The 2,421-nt window shown below is 71.3% G+C and carries 3 protein-coding genes; 1 reads left to right on the top strand and 2 read right to left on the bottom strand.

Translation table 11 applies throughout. The features are described from left to right. The coding region (locus VLJ82_RS14730) for a DEAD/DEAH box helicase (RefSeq protein WP_408664117.1) at positions 1 to 1,022 on the bottom strand (1,022 nt) is incomplete at its 3' end. 66 nt (positions 1,023 to 1,088) lie between these two features. Between VLJ82_RS14730 and VLJ82_RS14735 the strand changes: the two genes are divergently transcribed. Beyond that, on the top strand, positions 1,089 to 2,234 hold the full coding sequence (locus VLJ82_RS14735; RefSeq protein WP_408664118.1) for a GNAT family N-acetyltransferase: 1,146 nt from the start codon (positions 1,089 to 1,091) through the stop codon (positions 2,232 to 2,234). 33 nt (positions 2,235 to 2,267) lie between these two features. Here the strand turns inward: VLJ82_RS14735 and VLJ82_RS14740 are convergent. Next, a partial coding sequence (locus VLJ82_RS14740) for a nicotinate-nicotinamide nucleotide adenylyltransferase (RefSeq protein ID WP_408661924.1) occupies positions 2,268 to 2,421 on the bottom strand: 154 nt, incomplete at its 5' end.

Below are 2,421 nucleotides of genomic sequence, written 5' to 3' on the forward strand. Positions count from 1 at the left end.
ACGATGAGGACCTCGCCGTTCATGACGACGTAGTCCTTGTCGTTCTTGAACAGCTCCTTGGCCTTGAGCGCGTTGTTCAGGTAGCCGACGAGCGGGGTGTTGGCCGCCTCGTAGAGGTTGTCGATGCCGAGCTGGTCCTCGACGTGCTGCACGCCCTTGTCGGTGACGCCGACCGTGCGCTTCTTCAGGTCGTACTCGTAGTCGTACCCCTGGATCTCGGCGCTCCGGCGCTGCATCTCCTGCGGGGAGAGACCGGTGATGTCGAAGCCACGCATCTCGGTGCGCGCCGTGCCGCGGCCGTTGGCCATGTCGGCGAAGGCCTGGTACCAGCGCGAGCTCGCCTCCGCGGGCCCGGAGATGATCAGCGGTGTGCGCGCCTCGTCGATCAGGATGGAGTCGGCCTCGTCGACGATGGCGTAGTTGTGCCCGCGCTGCACCATGTCGGCCTTCTTCCAGGCCATGTTGTCGCGCAGGTAGTCGAAGCCGAACTCGTTGTTGGTGCCGTAGGTGATGTCGCAGGCGTAGCTGGCCCGGCGCGCCTCCGGCGTCATGTTGGACAGGATCTTGCCCACCGACAGGCCCAGGTGGCGGTGCACCCGGCCCATCCAGTCGGCGTCGCGGGAGGCGAGGTAGTCGTTGGTGGTGACCACGTGCACGCCGTCGCCGGACAGCGCATTGAGGTAGGCGGGCAGCGTCGAGACCAGGGTCTTGCCCTCACCGGTCTTCATCTCGGCGATGTTGCCCAGGTGCAGCGCGGCACCACCCATCAGCTGCACCTTGTAGTGGAACTGGCCCAGCGTCCGGCGGGCGGCCTCCCGGACCACCGCGAACGCCTCAGGCAACAGCTCGTCCAGGGTCTCGCCGTCGCCGTAGCGCGCCTTGAACTGATCGGTCAACGCGCGCAGCTCGGCGTCGGTCAGGTCGACGTAGTCCTCTTCGAGTCCGTCGATGTGATCGGCGATCGCGGTCAGCCGTCGGACGATCTTGCCTTCACCGGCGCGCAGCAGCTTGTTTAATACCACCCCGCCATGCTACTTGGCCGCTGCTCGGCGCAGGATCGCAATGTCCGATCTGGCACGCTGGGGGCCATGGGCCAGTGGCAGGGGATCGAACTCGAGGGGTTGGTGCTGCACTCCGGGCGGCTGACGCTGCGGCCGTGGCAGCCCACCGATGCGGTGACGGTGCAGGCGATCCTCGCCGACCGGCGGATCTCTGAGTACCTGCCGCTGCCGTGGCCCTACACCGCCTCCGACGCCCACAGCTTCGTCACCGGTCCCGGCCAGGACGGGCGCGTCGCCGGCACCCGGCTGGACTGTGCGATCGCGGAGAACACCACCGGCCGGCTGGTCGGCAGTGCCAGCCTGCGGCTGCCGTCGGGTCCCTGGGACGTCGCGGAGATCGGCTACTGGCTGGCCACCGCCGACTGGGGCAACGGCTACGCCACCGAGGCCACCCGCACCCTGGCCCGGTTCGGCCTGGACAACGGGCTGACCCGGATCGAGATCCGGTGCGAGGTGCCCAACGCCGCCTCGGCCGCGGTGGCGCTGCGGGCCGGCTTCCGCTACGAGACGGTGCGCCGGGCGCTGCTGCCCGGCCGGGACGGCCCGACCGACGGTGCGGTGTTCGTCCGGACCGCCGCCGACCCGGACGCGCCCGTCGAGCCTGCCTGGCCGCCGCTGCCCGAGCTCAGCGACGGGGTGGTGGCCCTGCGCGCGGCCGGTCCGCAGGACTGGCCGGTGCTGCTGGCCGAGGCCAACAACGACGCCGCGCTGCAGTGGGGGTTCAGCGCCGAGCCGATGACCGAGGCCACTGCCCGGCAGCGGGCGAACTGGGTCGGGCTGGGCAGGCTGGTCAACCCGCACAACGCGCTGCTGCTGATCTGCGACGCCGCCAGCGGCGCGGGAGCCGGCACCCTCGGCCTGCGCCGGTCCGGCCCGCCCGGTGTGGTGGCCCTCGGTTACGGCGTGGTCCCGGAGTTCCGCGGGCGGGGCTTCACCACCCGGGCGCTGCGGTTGCTGGCCGACTGGGCCTTCAGCCAGACGCCGACCGCCCGGCTGGAACTGGGCTGCAAGGTCGGCAACGTCGCCTCGGCCCGCTCGGCGGAGGCCGCCAGCTTCCGCCCCGAGGGACGCCGGGCAGGCCGGTTGCGCAACCCGGACGGCAGCTACTCCGACGAGCTGATCTTCGGGCTGACCCGGCCGGCCGACACCCCCGCGGCTGACCCGGCCGGCTGAGCACCGCCGGCTAAAACACCGCCGGCCGGACGCTCAGCGCAGGTAGAGCCGGTGCTTGGCGATGTACTGCACCACCCCGTCCGGCACCAGGTACCAGACCGGCCGGCCGGCGTGCACCCGCTGCCGCACCGCCGAGGACGAGATCGCCATCGCCGGGACGTCCAGCAGGGTGACGATGTCGGCCGGC

The sequence above is a fragment of the Jatrophihabitans sp. genome (assembly GCF_035474675.1).
Lineage (GTDB): Bacteria > Actinomycetota > Actinomycetes > Mycobacteriales > Jatrophihabitantaceae > Jatrophihabitans_A.